Annotated in this window: 18 protein-coding genes; 5 read left to right on the top strand and 13 right to left on the bottom strand. The window is 72.5% G+C overall.

The window, feature by feature from the left end; translation table 11 throughout:
- Positions 1-70 precede the first annotated feature (70 nt).
- The 3 genes from H297_RS0123310 to H297_RS0123300 all read right to left on the bottom strand — a co-directional run bounded on the left by H297_RS0123310 (position 71) and on the right by H297_RS0123300 (position 2,476).
- Positions 71-610, bottom strand: coding sequence for a type 1 glutamine amidotransferase domain-containing protein (locus H297_RS0123310; protein WP_027739024.1), 540 nt, complete (start codon positions 608-610; stop codon positions 71-73).
- Between the two features lie 190 nt (positions 611-800).
- Complete coding sequence (locus H297_RS0123305) at positions 801-1,625, bottom strand: ABC transporter permease (RefSeq protein WP_027739023.1); 825 nt, start codon at positions 1,623-1,625, stop codon at positions 801-803.
- Between the two features lie 56 nt (positions 1,626-1,681).
- Positions 1,682-2,476, bottom strand: coding sequence for an ATP-binding cassette domain-containing protein (locus H297_RS0123300; RefSeq protein WP_051352100.1), 795 nt, complete (start codon positions 2,474-2,476; stop codon positions 1,682-1,684).
- Between the two features lie 85 nt (positions 2,477-2,561).
- Here H297_RS0123300 and H297_RS0123295 point away from each other — a divergent pair, with 85 nt between their 5' ends.
- Together H297_RS0123295 and H297_RS0123290 are read left to right on the top strand one after the other, a co-directional pair.
- Complete coding sequence (locus tag H297_RS0123295) at positions 2,562-3,230, top strand: TetR/AcrR family transcriptional regulator (RefSeq protein ID WP_027739021.1); 669 nt, start codon at positions 2,562-2,564, stop codon at positions 3,228-3,230.
- Positions 3,218-3,562, top strand: coding sequence for a DUF6204 family protein (locus tag H297_RS0123290; protein WP_027739020.1), 345 nt, complete (start codon positions 3,218-3,220; stop codon positions 3,560-3,562). Before H297_RS0123295 ends, H297_RS0123290 begins: the two co-directional genes overlap by 13 nt.
- A 125-nt stretch (positions 3,563-3,687) precedes the next feature.
- On the opposite strand, the gene H297_RS0123285 is transcribed toward H297_RS0123290, so the two are convergent.
- The 6 genes from H297_RS0123285 to H297_RS0123260 all read right to left on the bottom strand — a co-directional run bounded on the left by H297_RS0123285 (position 3,688) and on the right by H297_RS0123260 (position 10,641).
- Positions 3,688-4,140, bottom strand: a complete 453-nt coding sequence (locus H297_RS0123285; protein ID WP_027739019.1) for a YbhB/YbcL family Raf kinase inhibitor-like protein — start codon at positions 4,138-4,140, stop codon at positions 3,688-3,690.
- A 284-nt stretch (positions 4,141-4,424) separates the two neighbouring features.
- The gene (locus H297_RS0123280; RefSeq protein ID WP_051352099.1) at positions 4,425-6,917 is read right to left on the bottom strand and encodes an excinuclease ABC subunit UvrA; all 2,493 of its coding nucleotides are present in this window, start codon (positions 6,915-6,917) and stop codon (positions 4,425-4,427) included.
- Positions 6,918-7,038: 121 nt separating this feature from the next.
- Complete coding sequence (locus H297_RS0123275) at positions 7,039-7,413, bottom strand: hypothetical protein (RefSeq protein ID WP_027739017.1); 375 nt, start codon at positions 7,411-7,413, stop codon at positions 7,039-7,041.
- 135 nt (positions 7,414-7,548) lie between these two features.
- Positions 7,549-8,751: a low temperature requirement protein A gene (locus H297_RS37990; RefSeq protein ID WP_051352098.1), complete on the bottom strand. Its 1,203-nt coding sequence runs from the start codon at positions 8,749-8,751 to the stop codon at positions 7,549-7,551.
- 257 nt (positions 8,752-9,008) lie between these two features.
- Positions 9,009-9,572: a DoxX family protein gene (locus tag H297_RS0123265; RefSeq protein WP_027739016.1), complete on the bottom strand. Its 564-nt coding sequence runs from the start codon at positions 9,570-9,572 to the stop codon at positions 9,009-9,011.
- 115 nt (positions 9,573-9,687) lie between these two features.
- Entirely contained in the window at positions 9,688-10,641 is a 954-nt protein-coding gene (locus tag H297_RS0123260; protein ID WP_078514486.1) for a DUF5996 family protein, read from the bottom strand.
- Between the two features lie 308 nt (positions 10,642-10,949).
- On the opposite strand from H297_RS0123260, the gene H297_RS0123255 reads away from it, so the two are divergent.
- The 3 genes from H297_RS0123255 to H297_RS0123245 all read left to right on the top strand — a co-directional run bounded on the left by H297_RS0123255 (position 10,950) and on the right by H297_RS0123245 (position 13,878).
- Complete coding sequence (locus tag H297_RS0123255; RefSeq protein ID WP_027739014.1) at positions 10,950-11,621, top strand: hypothetical protein; 672 nt, start codon at positions 10,950-10,952, stop codon at positions 11,619-11,621.
- Between the two features lie 310 nt (positions 11,622-11,931).
- Entirely contained in the window at positions 11,932-12,681 is a 750-nt protein-coding gene (locus H297_RS0123250) for a lysophospholipid acyltransferase family protein (protein WP_027739013.1), read from the top strand.
- A 141-nt stretch (positions 12,682-12,822) separates the two neighbouring features.
- Positions 12,823-13,878 (top strand): NAD-dependent epimerase/dehydratase family protein, encoded by a 1,056-nt coding sequence (locus H297_RS0123245; protein ID WP_078514484.1) that lies wholly within the window; start codon positions 12,823-12,825, stop codon positions 13,876-13,878.
- Positions 13,879-13,968: 90 nt separating this feature from the next.
- Here the strand turns inward: H297_RS0123245 and H297_RS0123240 are convergent, their stop codons facing one another.
- The 4 genes from H297_RS0123240 to H297_RS0123225 all read right to left on the bottom strand — a co-directional run bounded on the left by H297_RS0123240 (position 13,969) and on the right by H297_RS0123225 (position 18,080).
- A complete protein-coding gene (locus H297_RS0123240) occupies positions 13,969-15,627 on the bottom strand; it encodes an alpha/beta hydrolase (protein ID WP_027739011.1) in 1,659 nt (552 codons plus the stop codon).
- Between the two features lie 184 nt (positions 15,628-15,811).
- A complete protein-coding gene (locus H297_RS0123235) occupies positions 15,812-16,591 on the bottom strand; it encodes an urease accessory protein UreD (RefSeq protein WP_027739010.1) in 780 nt (259 codons plus the stop codon).
- Positions 16,588-17,313 carry an urease accessory protein UreG gene (gene ureG, locus H297_RS0123230; protein WP_027739009.1) on the bottom strand — a complete coding sequence of 242 codons (726 nt, stop codon included), beginning with the start codon at positions 17,311-17,313 and terminating at the stop codon, positions 16,588-16,590. The genes H297_RS0123235 and ureG overlap by 4 nt, the downstream gene beginning before the upstream one ends.
- A 101-nt stretch (positions 17,314-17,414) precedes the next feature.
- A complete protein-coding gene (locus tag H297_RS0123225) occupies positions 17,415-18,080 on the bottom strand; it encodes an urease accessory UreF family protein (RefSeq protein ID WP_027739008.1) in 666 nt (221 codons plus the stop codon).
- Positions 18,081-18,116 lie beyond the last annotated feature (36 nt).

Raw genomic sequence — 18,116 nt, 5'->3', positions numbered from 1 at the left:
TGTGCGGCGCGCGCCGCCCGGTGCAGCCGTCAGCTACCGGGCACGGAGCTGTCAGGTACCGGCGGGACCGTCAGCTGCGGGCGCCGAACTCGGCCAGGAAAGCCTTGTCGAACGCCTTGAGATCGTCCGGCTTCCGGCTGGTGATCAGCTTGTTGTTCCCGCCCTCGCACACCTTGACCTGCTCGTCGACCCAGTTGCCGCCCGCGTTGCGGATGTCGGTACGCAGGCTCGGGTACGAGGTCAGCGTCCGGCCGCGTACCACATCGGCCTCGATCAGCGTCCAGGGCGCGTGGCAGATCGCGGCGACCGGCAGGCCCGCTTCGAAGAACCCCTTCACGAACGCGACAGCCTTCCCGTCGGTACGCAGGAAGTCCGGGTTGGCCACTCCGCCTGGCAGCACCAGCCCGTCGAAATCGGCAGGATCCGCCTGAGCGACGAGCTGGTCGACGGGGAAGGTGTCGCCCCGGTCCAGGTGCTGGAACGCCTGCACGGGCCCGGCGCTGGTGGAGAGCAGGATGGGCGTGCCACCCGCCTCCTCGACCGCGTGCCACGGGTCGGTCAGCTCGATCTGTTCGGCGCCCTCGGGCGTGACGAGAAAGGCAACACGCACGAAGCCTCACGTCCTTTCCGTCGTCTCGCGTGCATTTTGCCGGGTCCCCGCTGCGGGGAGAGGTATGCGTACGTGAGGCAGGCAGTTGCGCGGCGCGAGAGAGACCGAGGGAGGGGGGAAGGGCGGACGGGCGGAGGGCCGAACGCCGAGCCGCGGAGTGCTGCGCGGGTGGACGGCCCCCGGTGCCCGGTCAGCCCGGCGTGCGGCTCGTCCGCCGGAAGAGCCGGGTGGCTCCCGCCAGGCACAGGGCGGCGAAGGCGACGGTGACCGCGGCGCCCACACCGACCGTCCCGGTGGCGAGGTCACCGCGGAAGGCGTCGCGGACGGCCTCCACGGTGTAGCGGAACGGAACCGCGCGGGAGACGGTGTCCAGCCAGCCGGGGGCCAGATCCATGGGGAGCAGCAGACCGGACAGCAGCATCAGCGGAAGCACGGCGGTGTTGGCGATGGCGGCGAACTCGGGCGTGGTGCGCACCCGCATGCCCAGCCCGTGCGAGAGGGCGGCGAGTGCGGCGGACAGCACGGCGACGAAGGCGAGGCCCACGAGGACCCCCCACACCGACACGCGCAGCCCGAACACGAGGCCGAGGAGGACCAGCAGCACGGACTGGGCCACCAGTTGCACGACGTCCCGCAGGGTGCGCCCGACCAGCAGGGCGAGCGGACTGACGGGCGTGACCCGCATCCGGTCGACGACGCCGGTGGTGCGCTCGACCAGTTGACCCATGCCTACGTAGGCGCCGCCCAGCAGCGTGAGCTGGACGAGTACGCCGGGCACCAGAACCTGCCATGACGAGCCGTCCTGTCCCAGGTCGAGGCGGGTCAGCAGCGGCCCGAACAGGCCGAGGAAGAGCAGTGGCTGGAGCATCCCGAAGTACATGCTGGTCTTCGAGCGCAGCGTCGCCCGCATGCAGCGGCCGAAAACGAGTGCCGTATCGGCCCAGAAGTGTCCGCGGGCGCGTACCGCGGCGTCGGTGGAGGGCGTGGTGGTGGCTGGGGCGGTGCTGGTGGTCATGGCGATGACGTTTCCGTGAGAGAGGTTCCGGGAAGGGCGGGCAGGGCCGGCCGGGGTCAGACGGCGACCGGAGCGCGGTCGGCGTCCCGGCCGGTGACGGCGAGGAAGGCGTCCTGGAGGGTGGCTCCAGGGCCAGGACCGTGCTCCCGCTTGAGGGCTTCGGGTGTCCCCTCGGCGACGGTGCGGCCGCCGTCCACGACGACGACGCGGTCGGCCAGGGCGTCGGCCTCGTCCAGGTAGTGGGTGGTCAGGAAGACGGTCGTGCCGTGGTCCTCGCGGATGCGGCGGACCAGCTCCCACAGTTCGGCGCGGCTGCCCGGATCGAGCCCGGTGGTCGGCTCGTCGAGGAAGAGCACCTCCGGTTGGTTGACCAGACCCAGAGCGATCTCCAGCTTGCGCCGCTGGCCTCCGGAGAGAGCCGCCGTCGGCCGCTCCAGCAGGGCGGTGAGGCCCAGGTCCTGGGCGATGTCGGCGGCACGGCGGCTGGCCTCTTGCTTGGCCATACGGTGCAGCCGTGCCTGGGTGACCAGCTCCTCGCGGACGCTGCAGCCCGGGTCGAGCCCGCCGGACTGGGCGACGTAGCCGATCCGGGACCGCACGCGCGACGGTTCGGCCAGCAGGTCGTGTCCGGCGATCCGGGCCGTGCCGCCGGTGGGCCTCAGCAAGGTGGTGAGCATGCGCAGCGTGCTGGTCTTGCCCGCGCCGTTGGGGCCGAGGAAGCCGAGGATCTCGCCGCGTGGCACCACGAGGTCGATGCCGCGGACAGCTTGCACGGGGCCCGCGGCCAGAGCGTAGGTGAGGGCGAGCCCCCGGATGTCGAGGGCGGGCCGTTCGGAGGGGGAGGTTGCCATACGGCGATGGAAGCACATCGGAATGCAAAAATGCAATGCGATTCAGTTTTGCAGCCCACTCCTCCTCGTGCGCTAGGCTGCCCTCATGAGCGAGGGGCTGCGGGAACGCAAGAAGCGGCAGACGCGCCGACGCATCCGCGAGGTCGCCATGCGGCTGTTCGTGGAGCGGGGCTTCGAGAAGGTGACGATCGCGGAGGTCGCGGCGGAGGCCGAGGTCTCCGTGAACACCCTCTACAACTACTTCGAGGCCAAGGAAGACCTCGTCCTCCCGCCCGACGAGGCCTCGCCCCAACGCCTCGCCGAGATCGTCCGCGACCGGGCACCCGGCGAGTCGCCGGCCCGTGCGGTGCTCACCCGCCTGAGACAGGAAGTGCGCGGACGTGAGCGGCAACTGGGCCTCACGGAGGGCTTCGGGCCGGTCTTCGAGATGATGCGGGCCGCACCCACTCTCACAGCCCGCCTGGAGGACCTCGGACACGGGATGACCGATGCGCTGGCCGTACAGCTCGCCGCGGAGACCGGCACCGGGCGGGACGACCCCGCGCTGTGCGCGGCGGCCGGACAGATCGGGTGGTTCCACTCGATGGTGTTCGCCGAGATCGGCCGCCGCCTGGTCGCCGGGCGTACGCCTGACGAGATCGCCGCCGACGTGCTCCGGCTCCTCGACGCCGTCGAAGAACTGCTGGGCGAGCGCGCTTTCACCTACGCCGTACGCGGCGACACCCCACGAGAGGACGCACCATGTTCCGGGTGACCATCCGGGGAACTTTCGGCGCACTCGACGAGACCTCCCGCGCCGCACTGCGGGACGGCTCCGGGAGCGTCGGCGCCGCCTTCACCGAGGCCGGCACCTTCACGTGTGACAGCAGCCTGTCGGCCTTCACCTTCCGCTGCCAGGTGCCGCCCCCGCCCGAAGGCGAGGAACCCGACGAACAGGCGTGGGCCGCCCTCCGCGCCACCGAGGCGCTGGAGGCGCACGGCCACCCGCACCGCGTCCTGCGCCTCGCCGTCACGGACATGCGTGACATCAGGATCCGGCGGAAGAGCCGCGGAGGTTCGCACCGCACCGGCGGACCCACCGCGTGACATGACAAGCCGTCAGCCCCGGCGCGCGCGCAAGAACGCGGAAGGCAGGGCTGACGGCTTGCTCCGCCTGCTGGACCGGTGACCGTACGCCCCGTACGGTTCACCGGTCCTCTTCCGTGTCCGCGTCAGCGCTGGTACCGGCCGACGAGCGTGCCGCTGGCGAGCTGCTCGCGTGCGGCGGCCTCCCGTACCTGGTCGGCTCCCGCGTCCGCGGGCAGCTCCAGCGGTCCGGGCAGCGCGTAGAGCCGGAAGAAGTACCGGTGCGCCGAGTCGCCGACCGGCGGTTGCGGGCCGCCCCAGCCCGGTTCGCCGAAGCCGTTGGTGTGCGCGACACCGCCCGCGGGCGTCTCACCGCTCCCGACCCCCGTGCCGGCCGGGTCGATGCCCGTGACCAGCCAGTGCAGGAAGGTTCCGGTCGGCGCGTCGGGGTCCTCGCACAGCAGAACCAGCTCTGCCGCACCGTCCGGAACGCCCGCCCAGCTCAGCGGCGGGGAGACGTTCTCGCCCGCCTTCGCGTAGCGGTCGGGCACATACGCGTGGTCGTCGAACGCCGCGCTTCGCAACTCGATACCAGCCATGCGCTCGGCGTTACCCGCGCGGCTCGCCCCGCTACCCCGCTGACGGCGTGGCCCACCGCAACAGCCTCACGCGCTCACCGCGCCGGTCCGACCGCCCCCGGGTCTCGTGCGCCGCGTTCCGCGCACCCCCGGCCGGGTTCTGCCTGCGGCGTCCGTCGCCCGGCTGCGGATCCGATGCGGCCCCGGAACAGGTCGGCGCAGGGCGCGGCGCTGCCATATGGCTGCCATGTGGAAGGGCCACCGGCGACCGGTTGCCGTCGTCGGGCAGCCGACGGCGGCACGCGTCAGGCTCCGACGTAGGCCGCCAGGTGCTGCCCGGTGAGGGTGGAGCGGTCGGCGACGAGGCCGGCCGGGGGCCCCTCGAAGACGATCCGGCCGCCGTCGTGGCCGGCGCCGGGGCCGAGGTCGATGATCCAGTCGGCGTGCGCCATGACCGCCTGATGGTGCTCGACGACGATCACCGACTTGCCGGAGTCGACGAGCTGGTCGAGCAGGCCCAGCAACTGCTCGACGTCGGCGAGGTGGAGGCCCGTGGTGGGCTCGTCGAGGATGTAGACGCCGCCCTTCTCCGCCATGTGGGTCGCCAGCTTCAGCCGCTGCCGTTCGCCGCCGGACAGTGTCGTGAGCGGCTGCCCGAGGGTGAGGTAGCCGAGTCCCACGTCGGCGAGCCGGCTGAGGATGCGCTGCGCGGCGGGTACCCGGGCCTCGCCCGCGCCGAAGAACTCCCCCGCTTCGGCGACCGTCATCGCGAGCACCTCGCTGATGTCACGGCCACCGAAGTGGTACTCCAGCACCGACGTCTGGAACCGCCGCCCCTCGCACTCCTCGCAGGTGGTGGCGACGCCGGCCATCATCGCGAGGTCGGTGTAGACGACCCCGGCCCCGTTGCACTCGGGGCAGGCGCCTTCCGAGTTGGCGCTGAACAGTGCCGGTTTGACGCCGTTGGCCTTCGCGAACGCATTGCGGATCGGGTCGAGCAGCCCGGTGTACGTGGCCGGGTTGCTCCGCCGTGAACCGCGGATCGCGCCCTGGTCGATGGACACCACGCGCCCTGCCATGCTTTCCGTCCCGGACCCGTCCTGCCCGGCAGCCTCGGCCCGGTCAGGCAACGACCCGTGCACGAGCGAGCTCTTGCCGGAGCCCGCGACGCCGGTGACGACGGCGAGCACCCCGAGTGGGATGTCGACGTCCACGTCGCGCAGGTTGTGCGTCGCCGCGCCCCGGATCTGCAACGCGCCGGTCGGCTCACGCACCGCCTTCTTCAGTTCGGCCCGGTCGTCGAAGTGGCGGCCGGTGAGGGTGCCGCCGGTCCGCAGCCCCTCGACGGTCCCCTCGAAACAGACGGTTCCGCCTGCGGTACCGGCGCCGGGGCCGAGATCGACGACGTGGTCGGCGATCGCGATCGTCTCCGGCTTGTGCTCCACGACCAGCACCGTGTTGCCCTTGTCCCGCAGCCTCAGCAGCAAATCGTTCATGCGCTGGATGTCGTGAGGGTGCAGGCCCGCGGTGGGCTCGTCGAAGACGTAGGTGACGTCGGTGAGCGAGGAGCCGAGGTGACGGACCATCTTGACGCGCTGCGCCTCGCCGCCCGACAGCGTGCCCGACGGCCGGTCGAGCGTGAGGTAGCCCAGGCCGATCTCCACGAGCGAGTCGAGCGTGCGCAGCAGCGCGTCGAGCAGCGGGGCCACCGTCGGTTGCCCTGTGCCGGACGTACCGTCGGCGGGGGCGTCGAACTCGCGGACCCGGTCGGCCAGGTCGCTGATCTGCATCGCGCACGCACCGGCGATGGAGAGCGCGCCGATCTTCGAGGACCGGGCCGCCTCGCTGAGCCGGGTGCCCTCGCATTCCGGACAGTCGGTGAAGGTGACCGCCCGGTCCACGAACTCCCTGATGTGCGGCTGCATCGCCTCCCTGTCCTTGCTCAGCATCGACTTGCGGATCCGGGGGATCAGCCCCTCGTACGTCATGTTGATGCCCGCGATCCTCATCCTGGTCGGCTCGCGGTGCAGGAAGTCGTGCAGCTCGGTCCCGGTGTAGTCGCGGATCGGCTTGTCCGGGTCGACGAGGCCGGACGCGCTGTAGAGCCGGTGGTTCCAGCCGCCCGCCTTGTAGCCGGGGACGGAGAGGGCGCCCCCGGAAAGCGATGTGGAGTCGTCGTAGAGCTGGGTCAGGTCGAGGTCGGAGACGGTGCCCCGGCCCTCGCAGCGCGGACACATGCCGCCGGCGCGGGAGTAGTTCGCCCGCACGGTTCGGCCGCCGCCGCGTTCGACGGTGATCGCGCCCTTCGCCCGGACCGAGGGGACGTTGAAGGAGTACGCGTTGGGCGGCCCGGCGGACGGCCGGCCGAGCCGGCTGAAGAGGATGCGCAGCATCGCGTTGGCGTCGGTGGCGGTGCCGACCGTGGAGCGGGCGTCGGCCCCCATCGGCTCCTGGTCGACGATGATCGCCGTGGTCAGTCCGTCGAGCACATCGACGTCGGGCCGGGCCAGGGCGGGCAGGAAACCCTGCACGAAGGCGCTGTAGGTCTCGTTGATCAGCCGCTGGGACTCCGCGGCGATCGTGTCGAAGACCAGAGAGCTCTTGCCCGACCCCGAGACGCCCGTGAACACCGTCAGCCGGCGCTTCGGAATCTCGACATGGACGTTCCGCAGGTTGTTCTCGCGCGCTCCGTGCACGCGGATCAGGGCATGGCTGTCGGCGCGGTGGGAAGGCCGTGCGGGCGACTGCCCGGCGGGATCGTCGGCGGCGGTGGAGCCCTGCGACAGCGTGTTGTCCATGGGGCTCACGCTACGGCCGGGCGGGGGCGGCCCGCTTCTCGATTCCTGACCGGTCACACGGCCCGGTACGACGCGGCTGCGCCGGAGCGCGCAGCCGCGTTGCCGGACCGTGTGAGGGCGTTCACTGGTCGGAGTAGCTCAGCTCCCCCATCGTCCAGGCGCTCACGTCCTTGATGGCGATCCGGTACATCCCGCCGGTCTCGGGAATGCCGACGGAGCCCTGGAGGATCCGGGCCACGTGGAAGTGCAGATAGTCGGGCGGGCCGGTCCGCCGGGGTACGGTCTCCTCGCCGGGACCCATGAATGTGGCAGCGAACGGTCCGAGCCGCTGGGAGTCCCGCAGCACCTCGGCCACTCGCTGCCGCCACATCCTCTCCGGTGCGAGGCGGCCCGTGATGACGGCACCGGGCACCACGACGGTGAGGGACATCTGATTGGTGTGCTCGGTCTCGACCTTCGCCGCGATGTCGGCGAGCAGCTCATCAGCGTGCGCCATGGTCGTCGATGATAAAGGGCGGGGCGCAGCTCCGCATGAGGGGGAGACGATCTCGTCGTGCTGCTGGTGCTGCTCACGCTGTCCCGCGAGGAGCAGCGGCCGCGCCGGACCGGCCCGCGGGAGCGGGGGGCGCCCTCATCGGTCGCTCGCCGTGCGGTGGCGGAAGACGGTGACGTTGGCGGCCAGCGTCGCGGCGGTCGCCAGCCCCATGCCCAGCACCGCTCCGCCGACGCCGAGCACGGGAGCGCTGAAGCCGAGCGCCAGGACGACGAGCGCGCCCGCCGCCACCAGCAGTCCGTGCCCGACGGCGCCGGTCCGGGTCACCCGGTGCAGCACACCGACCAGCAGCAGCACGATCACCACGGGCACGGCCACGGCGAGGCCCGCGGCCTGCTCGGTGAGGTGGGCGTGGTGCTCCGTGACGCCCAGGGCGGCCTCCAGCCCCGCACCCAGCGCGGCGAGGGCGGCGAAGACGACGTAGTGCCCGTACCCCCAGGTCAGTGCGGTGTGCAGGCTGCCCAGAGTGACGTCGGCCCCGGAGAAGTAGATCCACCACAGGGCGAACACCAGCAGCAGGCCGCCCACGGCGATCAGCAGGACATGGGCGGACAGGCCGCGTTCGGTGACGGCGGACTGGACGGCCGTGAGGCTGGCCAGGATGACCTCGCCGAGCACGATGATGGTGAACAACCCGTACCGTTCGGCGATGTGCCCGGGGTGCCAGCTGGTGCGGAATCCCCGTGCCTCCGCCCAGGCCGGTACGGCGAGCTCCGCGACGACGAGCACCACGAAGGTCACCGGCGCCCACACGCCGGAGGCCCACAGCCGGGCGACCCAGCCGATCTGCACCACAGCGATCCCCGCGGCGTACCGCAGCGCGCCGCTACGCCCCTGGGCGTGCTGCGCCGCGGCCCGCAGCCACTGCGCGATCATCGCCAGCCGCATCAGGACGTAGCCGGCCACGACGAGGGTGAAGTCGCCGCCGAACGCGTCCGGCACGCCGGCGGCCAGCACCAGCACGCCCGCCATCTGCAGAAGCGTCAGCACGCGGTAGGGCACGTCGTCGGTGTCGTAGGCGGAGGCGAACCAGGTGAAGTTCATCCACGCCCACCAGATGGCGAAGAAGACGGCGGCGTACCCGGCAAGTCCCGAGCCGACATGCCCTTCGGCGAGCGCGTGGTGCAGTTCGGCCGCCGCCTGCGAGACGGCGACCACGAAGGTCAGGTCGAACAGCAACTCCAGCGGCGTGGAGGCCCGGTGCTCCTCCCCCGGGTCCCGTCCGCGCATCGCCCGGCGCAGCGCGCCGGTCCGGGAAGTCACCTCGTCCTGACCACTCATCGTCTCGCTCCTGGACGGTCTGCCGTACGCGCGCCCCATCCTCCCCCATGATCCGGTCCGGGGACATTCCCCTGCGCCGTCACGAGCCGCCGCACCCGGTCGGTGCGCCCGGCAGAACGTACCGGACGGGACGCGGTGGAGGAGCGGGAACGCCGGGAGGCCGTCGTGCGACGGACCCCGGCGACGCGGACGCGGGCGTCGGCCGCGGTGGGCTGCTCAGGCCGCCGCGGTGACCGTGCCGACCGCCGTGGCCCGCCTCACTCGTCCTCGGGAGCCTCCTGCATCGGTTCCCGTGCGTCGGGTGTGTCCTCGGGCGCGGGTTGCTCCTGCTGCCGGGAGGCCACCGCTGCGGTGGCGGCGGCCGCCGCGACCGCGAGGGCCAGGGGAGCCATCCAGCCGCGATTCAGGCGGTGGCCGCTCGCGTGGTCCAGCGAGAACCGTCCCGGTCCCGCCACCGCGAGGCCGGCACCGACCAGGCCGTACAGCGCAGGCAGCTCGTAGCCGCCGGAGGTGTTGAAGAACCCGTTGGGGGCGTGCACGGCGGCCGCGCCTGTCATACCGCCCACGACCGCCGCGCCTGCGGCGGGGGTGGCGAGCCCGAGAGCGAGCAGGGCACCGCCTCCGGCCTCGGCCAGTCCGGAGGCGAGAGCGCTTCGCCTGCCCGGCCGGTAGCCGAGCGACTCCATGAACTGGGCAGTGCCCTGGAGACCGTGGCCTCCGAACCACCCGAAGAGTTTCTGGGCGCCATGGGCGAACAGCGCGCCGCCTGTTCCCAGCCGCAGCGTCAGCAATCCGAGATCGCGACGGACGAAGCATGTCACGTGTCATACCTCCACGGGGGCGACGAGTGCCCTTCCACCGTCGCACGGCACCGGCTGCGGGACGCGCCCGGACAGCCGTGCGGGTGAGGGGGCGTCCAGCGGGTCGGCCGGTGGCTCACCGGTGCTCGTTCCACCGGCCGGGGTCGGTCTCCAGGGCGGGGCGGTCCCAGCCGCCCCGCTCGGCGGCCGCCTCGTAGGTGCTCTGGAGGAAGGCCAGCAGCGTGCGGTCCGGGTCCTGCGCGGTGCGCACCGCCTCGTACGGCAGCAGGTACTGGCCGTTCTCCGCGCTGTAGAACGCCTCGGCCGGCCGGACCGGGTGGTCGGGGAATCCGTCGGGCTCGGGATACGCGTACGCGTAGAACGCCCCCTCCTCTCCCCCGCCGGGCCAGAAGCCGCAGCTGCTCAGCTCGCGGGAGTAGCCCTCGACCATGACCCAGTCACCGCAGTGCGGCGCGCCACCGGGGTGCCGGGGCGCGGGGCGCCCGGAGAACCGGGTGCAGGCCAGGTCCATGGCGCCCCAGAAGAAGTGGACGGGACTGACCTTGCCGATGTAGCGCGCGCGGAACTCGCCCATGACCCGGTCCGCCTGGAGGAGCTGCTGCCAGAACAGCTGGGCGGCCTCGGGGTCGTAGGAGGCGTGTTGCACGTCCTCGGCGAAGGGGATCGCCGGCTCGACCTCGTTCGGGTGGGACTGGATCGGCGCCTCGATGCCCAGCTCGCCCAGCGCGTGCAGGGTCCGCTCGTGGAAGAGGGCCACCGGTTGCGGCTCCAGGGGCACGTGGCGCGTTTCCCCGGTGCTGCTGCGCAGGTGCAACCGGTGATCGACGAAGTCGAACTCGATGTCGAAGGCGCCGGTGCCGTAGGGGATGCCCGAGGTGGTCAGTCCCCGCGGGCTGACGTACAGCGTGACCTGCCACCAGTGGTTGACCAGCGGTGCGTGTGCGAGCCGGACCTTGCCGACGATCTGCGTCCACAGGTGCAGGGTGTCCCGGGTGTCGGTCCAGTCGGCCACCCGGAGCCGGGGCCACGCTCCGGCTGCCGGCTGTGTACGGGGGATCTGCTGGGTCACGTCGCACCTCCCGGCTCGGCGTCGCGCCTCGCACCGAGGCACGGGCGCTCCCCGCTGCCTCCTCCAGGTTCGGCGCCCCGCCCGGACACGGCAACTCGGTCGGTGGTGGCGAGGGCGAGCCCGGCCACGGGCGGTCCCGCGCGGCCGGGCACACCGGATCCGTGCCTGTTACGGACTGCGGACAGAATCCGGTGAACAAGTCCTGCCGGCATGCCATCTCACGGGGTGCAACGGAAAGCAGATGCGGCCGGGCACCCTGCGGAGCAGGCGGAGCGGCCGCATCGTGAGACCCCTGGGGGACTTTCATCATGACCGCACGCCGTACTCGCCGTACCGTTCGTTCCGCCGGCCTCGTGGCCGTGGCCGCCGCTGCGGCGTTCTCGCTGACCGCCTGCCAGGGCGGGGACAAGGACTCCGCCGCCGACCCGCCGAAGTCGCAAGCCGTCTCCGAGTCGCAGTCCGCCGGTAGCGGTGACGGTGACTCGGGCAGCGACGCCAAGGCCAAGGGGCGGACCGAGGCGCCCGCAGCGCACCCCACCTCCACGCCCTCCACCTCGGCCAAGGCGGCGTCCTCGGACCACACTCAGAAGCTGGCGGACGGCAGCACAGCCAAGATCTCCGAGCTCGGTCCGCAGCGCTACCGCGCCGAGATCATCGCCCATGGCGACGTGCTGGCCACGCTGGAGACGAACGGCCACGACGCCGGGCTCGACGCCAACGACATGTTCGTCGTGCTCACGCCGGACGGCCAGGTCCACTCCTGGATGGGCGGCGGTCAGACCGGACCGGGCACGTTCGAGCTCGACGGCGGGTGGACGGCCAAGGTCACGAAGACCGGCGAAGGGCGGTACCGCGCGCAGATCATCGGCCACGACGGGGTGGCGGGCACGCTGAACGCGAACCAGCGCGATGCCGGGCTCGCCGCCAACGGCGTGTACATCGTGCTGACCGCCGGAGGCGAGATCAGCGCCCACGAGTAGGCACCGGCCCGGCTGCGGCGGTGGAGCCGTCTGCACGGCCTCCACCGCCGGGCGCCGGCCCACAGGTCGCCGAGCAGGGTGCACATCTGCTGTGGGGGAGAGCTCGGGCCGTTCGCGCATTACGATCGCTGCCTGAGCGCGACAGCAGGCGCTGACGCCACGTCAGCGAACTCGGCAAGGAGTCAGCATGCATCCGATGAGGCCCTCTCACGTCCGGTCGTACCGAAGGGGCGCACCGACGGCCCTCACGCAGGCCCTTGCCTGCGAAGAATTCCTTGCTGGGCCGATACGGCACGGCCAGAGGTGACCCGTGTTCTACTACGTACTGAAATACGTCTTCCTGGGGCCGCTGCTGCGGCTCGTCTTCCGGCCCCGCATCGAGGGGTTGGAGAACGTCCCGGACGAGGGCGCCGCGATCGTGGCGGGCAACCATCTGTCCTTCTCCGACCACTTCGTGATGCCGGCGATCCTCAAGCGCCGCATCACCTTCCTCGCCAAGGCCGAGTACTTCACGGGACCGGGCCTCAAGGGGCGGCTGACGGCGGCCTTCTTCCACAGCGTGGGGCAGATCCCCGTCGACCGTTCGGGGAAGGGCGCGGGGCAGGCCGCGATCGAGGAGGGCCTGGGGGTGTTGCGCAAGGGCGAGTTGCTCGGCATCTACCCGGAGGGCACCCGGTCCCACGACGGGCGGCTCTACAAGGGCCGGGTCGGAGTGGCGGCGATGGCCCTGGGCGCGGGGGTCCGGGTGGTCCCCTGTGCGATGGTCGGCACGTTCGAACTCCAGCCGCCGGGACGCAAACTGCCCCGCATGGGGCGGGTCACCATCCGGTTCGGCGAGCCGCTGGACTTCTCCCGGTTCGCGGGCATGGAGAACGAGCGGACGGTGCTGCGGGCCGTCACCGACGAGATCATCCACGAGATCATGCGGCTGTCCGGCCAGGAGTACGTGGACCTGTACGCGCCCGACGCGAAGGCCGCCCAGGAAGAGGAGCGGTCCCGGCAGAAGCAGGCGCGGGGCCGGACGAAGGGGCCCGTGGGGCGGCGGACGACGCGCCGCTGACACCGCTCGGCGAGGACGGGCACGCCGCCGACGCCGCCGGGCGGTACGCACTCGGTGAGCTCCGGGCGCTACGCCGTCAGCGTACTCGTCAGCAGCGAAATCACCTGTCCGCCTTGGTGTCGGGCGCCTTAGCGTGCCGCCATGGTGAACGGAGCACGCGCCCTGGTGCTGGGTGCGACGGGACAGATCGGGCGGGCCACGGTGCGCGCGCTGGCCGAGCACGGGTGGGAGGTGACGGCGGCGTCCCGCGGGCGGACCGTGGAGGTGCGGTGGCCCGCCGGGGTGCAGACGGTCACCGTGGACCGCGACGAGCCGGGTGCGCTGGCGGCGGCCGTCGGTGACGGGTACGACCTGCTGGTGGACGTGACGGCGATGACCGTCGGGCACGCCCGTCAGATCGCCGGGCTGGCCGGCCGCCTCGGGTCCGCGGTGGTGCTTTCCAGCGGCGCGGTGTACGAGGACGAGGCGGGGCGCAGCTTCGCCACGCAGAGCGAACCGGACGGCTGGCCGCGCTATCCGGTGCCGATCCCGGAGACGTACCGCACCATGGGCCCCGGCGAGGACTACGGCGCGCGCAAGGTGCTCGTCGAGAACGAACTGACGGCGCTGGGCGACCGGTTGCCGGTCACGATGCTGCGGGCGGGCGCGGTCCACGGGCCGCACTGCCGCACACCGCGTGAGCTGTACTTCGTCAAGCGGTGGCTGGACGGGCGCCGGGTGCGGATGCTGGCGTACAACGGGGAGAGCCGGTTCCATCCGGTGCACGTGGACAACGTCGCGGAGCTGGTGCGGCTGGCCGCGCGCACGCCGGGGTCGCGGACGCTCAACGCGGCCGATCCCGAGGCGCCGACCGTCGCGCGGATCGCCGAGCTGCACGCTCAGGTGCTGGGCTGGGACTGCGAGACGGTGCTGCTGGAGGGGGCGCCGCCCGCCGAGGAGCCGATGCTGGGCAGCACTCCGTGGTCGCTGCCCTCTCCCCTCGTGCTGGACATGACCGCGGCCGAGCGCGAGTTGGGCTACCGGCCCGTGACCACGTACGAGCAGGCACTGCCCGGGACGCTGGAGTGGCTGGTCGGCCACGTCGAGGACCGGGACTGGCGCGAGGCGTTGCCGGGGATGGCCGCGGCCTACGACCCGATGGGCGAGCTGTTCGACTATGCCGCCGAGGACCGCTGGCTGGCCGCCCGGGGGAGGTGAGCGGCGGAACGGGGGAGGGGCGGGCCGGAGTCGTCCGGCCCGCCCCTCACGCCGCGCGCTGTGGCCCTCAGTGAGCGGTCGGTTCCGCGCTCACGGAGTGGTCGCGGGCACGTCCGCGGCCTTGGCCTTCGCCTTGGCCGCGGACTTCTCCGGCTGCGGCTCGGCGTGCGGTGCGCAGGTCACGTCCTTGGCGTCCACCTTGCCCTGCAGCAGGTAGGCGTCGACGCGCTTGTTGATGCAGGCGTTCTCCAGGTTGGTGATGCCGTGCGAGCCCGCGTCCTTCTCGGTGATCAGGCGGGAGCCCTTGAGCCGCTTGTGCAGCTCGACACCGCCCGGGTACGGGGTGGCCGCGTCGCGGGTGCCCTGGACCATCAGCACCGGGTGGGAGGTCTTGGCGTGGATGTCCAGCGCCTTGTGCTGCTTGAGCGGCCAGACGCCGCACGGGTAGTTCATCCAGGTGTTGGACCAGGTGAGGAACGGGTACTTCTCGTGCAGCCTGCTGCTGTCCCGGTCCCAGGTCTTCCAGTTGCGCGGCCACTGGGCGTCGTTGCACTCGACGGCGGTGTAGACGGCGTTGCTGTTCTCGCTCGCCTCGTTGCCCGCGACGTCGGACATGTCCGGGCCCGCCGCCTCGACCAGCGGCTTCTCGTCGCCGTTGAGGTAGGACGACCACACCGCGGCGACCTGGGCCCAGGAGGAGTCGTAGTACGGAGCGTTCTGGAAGAGACCCAGCAGTTCGGACGGGCCGACGACGCCGCCGACGGGGTCTTTCTTCGCGGTGGCCCGCAGCTCACGCCACTTGGCCTCGACCTTGTCGGGGGTCGTGCCGATGCCGTAGACGTCGTCGTGCTTGGCGACCCACTTCTTCCAGTCCTCCCAGCGCGTCTGGAAGGCGATGTTCTGGTCGAGGTTGACGTCGTACCAGATCTTCTCGGGCGAGGGGTTGACGATGCTGTCCGTGATCATCCGCCGGATGTGGCCGGGGAACAGCTCCGCGTAGACCGCGCCCATGTAGGTGCCGTAGGAGACACCGAGGTAGTTGAGCTTCTTGTCGCCGAGCGCGGCGCGGATGACGTCGAGGTCGCGGGCCGCGTTGGGCGTGGTCAACTGGGCGAGGAGGGGACCGCTGCGCTCCTTGCAGCCGTCCGCGTACTCCTTGGCGAGCTTGCGCTGAGCGCGCTTGTCGGCCTCGCTGTCGGGCACCGGGTCCGCCTTGGGGGCCTTGACCCACTCCTGGGGGTCGGCGCAGGAGACCGGCGCGGAGTGGCCGACACCGCGCGGGTCGAAGCCGACGAAGTCGTAGGCGGAGGCGGCGTTGGCCCACAGCGGGTTCTTGTCGGGGATCCGGTTGGGGAAGGCGAGGCCGGAGCCGCCCGGGCCGCCCGGGTTGTAGACGAGGGAGCCCTGCCGCTTCTTCTTGCCGCCGGTGCTGCGCGCCCGGTCCACGGCGAGCTTGATCTTCTTGCCGTTCGGCTTGGCGTAGTCGACCGGAACGGTGACCCAGCCGCACTGGACGCCGTCCTTGGCGCCCCAGTCCGCGGGGCAGTCCTTCCAGTCGATACCGGCGCGGGCGGCGCGGGCGGCCGCCTGCTGCGTCCCGCGGGCCTCGGCGGAGCCGTGCCGCCCGGTGGCCCGGGCGTCGTTGCCGCTCCCGTCCGCGAACGCGGTCGGCGTGGAGATGAGACCTGCCGTGAGGGCCGAGGCGGCGAGAGCGCCGGCGGCGGCTATCGCCGCCTTCCGTCTGGTCACGTGTGCGTATCCCCCTTCGGATGCTGCCGCTTGTGTGACGGCGGTGGTCGGTGACCACGGTGGTGGTGTCAGGGGGATCCTTGTCCCTCACAGGCAGTAAGGGACAGGGTAGAGATCTGTTCTTTACCAAGACGTATCTTTGCGCCGGACACCCGCCCGGCCCGGCCGTGCGGAGCACCCACCGTCACCAGGAAGTGAAGGTCAGCGCCGCGTCCAGTGCCCGCCGCAGGCGCAGCGCGTCGGGCGCCGCGGCCGTCACCAGTACCGCCGGGCCAACCAGCGGGAGGACGGCGGCCCCCTCCCCCACCTGGCGCGGCTCCTCCGGCTTGTCGGCCAGCTCCGGGTCGACGAGGAGCAGTTGCCCCACCGCGCGGTGCCCGCCCAGCACGGCGCCGCCGTCCCAGCCGGGCACGCCGGGACCGAAGTCGAGCCGCTGGTCGAGCAGCGGCCGCCCCGCGTAGTGGACCGACAGCCGACCGGCGAGCCGTCCCGGCTCCTCCCCCGCCCGGCCCAGCACCTGCTCGTCCCGCAGGACGAGGCGGGCCCCCTGCGCGAGATCGGCGCGGACGGTCTGGTGCAGCTCGCTCCCGCGCACGGAGATCAGCGGTTCGGGCAGCCAGTGCAGGCGGCCCCCGGCGCCGACGTCGAGCCGCACGTCCCAGTGGGCGGGGTCGCCGGTGCGGCCCGGCAGGGCGAGGGTGGCGGCGCTGCCGTCCACCCGCAGCGCGGCGCCCGCTTCGACCCGGGTCTCGATGGCGAGCCGGTCCCCGCCCAACGGGGCGCTCATCGCTCCGACGAGCGTGACGCGGGCCCGGGAGGGGTCGGCCGAGCGGGTACGGCGTACCGCGAACGGTCCCTCGCCGCTGCGCAGCGGCAGCGCCGTGCCGCCGCGCCCGTCGGGTGCCGCGGTGATCCGGGCGAGGGCCCGGACCCCGGTGGCGGGCAGGGCTGTCGCCGTCGTCATGCGGGGTGCCCTGCGGGGGCCGCGGCTTCCGGCTCGGCGGCCGCCCGGGACGTCCAGTCGGCGAGCCGGTCGCGCACCCAGCCGGCCACCGGTGCGACGCCGGGCTCGCCGCGCAACGACTGGAGGATCACCGGCAGTTCGCCGCGCTGCTCCCTGGCGTCCCGCTCCATGCCCGCCAGGTCGGAGCCGACGTAGGGGGCCAGATCGGTCTTGTTGACGACCAGCAGGTCGGCGGTGGAGACACCCGGGCCGCCCTTGCGGGGGATGTCGTCGCCGCCGGCGACGTCGATGACGAAGATCTGCGCGTCGACCAGGCCCTTGGAGAATGTCGCGGTCAGGTTGTCGCCGCCGGACTCGACCAGCACCAGGTCGAGCGGGCCGACCTCGTCCTCAAGGTCCTCGACGGCCTCCAGGTTGGCGGAGATGTCGTCCCGGATAGCGGTGTGCGGGCACGCGCCCGTCTCCACCGCGGTGATCCGCTCGGGCGGCAGCACGGCCTCGCGGAGCAGGAAGGCGGCGTCCTCGCGGGTGTAGATGTCGTTGGTGACCACGGCGAGGGAGAGCTGGTCGCGCAGCGCCCGGCACAGCGCCGCCACGGTCGCCGTCTTGCCGGAGCCGACGGGCCCGCCCAGGCCGATGCGGAGCGCCCTGCGGCTGCCGTCGTCCCGGATCGCGGAGGCGCTGTGCCGCTCGGGGTAGGTGGTGGAGTGGTCGAGGTGCATGGGGCACTCCTCGGGATGCGGGGTGTACGAGGTGTACGAGGTATCGGTGCGGCGCAAGCAGCGGGACAAGGCGCCCTGGAGCGGGAGCGTGCGGAGGGGGGTCAGGAGGCGAAGAGGCGTACGGGCCAGGCCGCGTGCTGCTCCGCGGTGATCTCCAGCAGCGGCGCCGCGGCGGCCGGCAGGTCCACCACGGGCCCCCGGCCCGCCGTCTCGGCCCGCCGCGCCACCTCCTCCATGGCGGGGGCGAGCCGGGCCAGCACCGCGGTGGCGTCGAACGGGTCGAGACCGAGCAGCCGGACCGCCGCCGTCGCCGGTCCGCTCACGTTCTCGTACGCGGCGGCCCGGGCGGCGTCCGCCGGGGTCAGGCCCGCCGAGCGCGCCGCCAGGCCCAGCACCACCGGCTGGTGCGCCCCCTTGGGCCGGGCCGCCGCCAGCACGTCGAGCTCGGGGCCCGGCCAGGTGGCGCGGGCGGCGCGCATCATCTGGCGCCCCAGCTTGCGTGCCGTGCGGCGCAGCGCCGGGGAGGGGGTGCGCGCATCGGCGGCCTCGTCCAGGGCGAGGGGGTCGGTCCCCGCTGCGGCCGCTGCCGCGAGGGCCGCCGCCACCAGTCCTGCCGTGTGCAGCCGGCCCGCGCAGAACCGGTGCAGGCTCGCCGCGTCCTGAATCCGGCCCGCCTTCACGGCCGCCTCCGCGCCCCCGGAGTGGGCGTGCCCTCCGGCGGGGAACCTGCCGTCGGCGAGCACCATCAACGCGGCGGTGCCGCTCATGCTGGGACCTCCAATGGTTTCCCTCCGCTTCGTGCC

It is taken from the genome of Streptomyces sp. CNT360, assembly GCF_000424785.1.
This window is presented reverse-complemented; position numbering and strand designations above follow the sequence as displayed.